The organism is Polaromonas sp. P1_G2 (assembly GCF_056405515.1).
Map to the genome: position 1 here is coordinate 1 of NZ_JBFUBY010001238.1, position 437 is coordinate 437.

Here is a 437-nt window from a genome sequence, read left to right on the forward strand (position 1 = left end):
TCCGTATCTCGCGCGCCGAATCCGGCTTTCCCGTCTATCAGAACGTTCTCGAACTGGAAAACGACCGCAAGGCCGCGCCGGAGCGCCTCGCCGCCATCCCCGATGCCGGCCGCCTGCGCGCCGAAATGGTCGACTTCATCCTGCGCAGCAAGGCTTTTCCCGAAGTGCTGCAGACGCGCATGGCCGAGCGCCTCTATCTCGAAGAGGTCTTGAAAGGCGAGGTCTTCTCACCGGTCGTGCTGCCGGAAACGTCGTCCGTCGCCGTCAACCGCGAGACGATGCGGCCGGCCTGCGTGGTCAACTGGGCCTCCTTCGACGGCTCGCAGACCCTGCCTATGATCTATATCGCCCGCATCGAGGATTCGTCCGAGAACATGATGCGCATGCTGGTGACTCGCGACGGTCATTTGAATCCCGAGGTCGATATCCCCCTGCCC

At 63.2% G+C, this 437-nt stretch carries 1 protein-coding gene; it reads left to right on the forward strand.

What is annotated here, in order from left to right; translation table 11 throughout:
• Positions 1–437 (forward strand): hypothetical protein (locus tag AC1D0P_RS29940; RefSeq protein WP_477680053.1); only part of this gene is annotated, 437 nt, incomplete at both ends.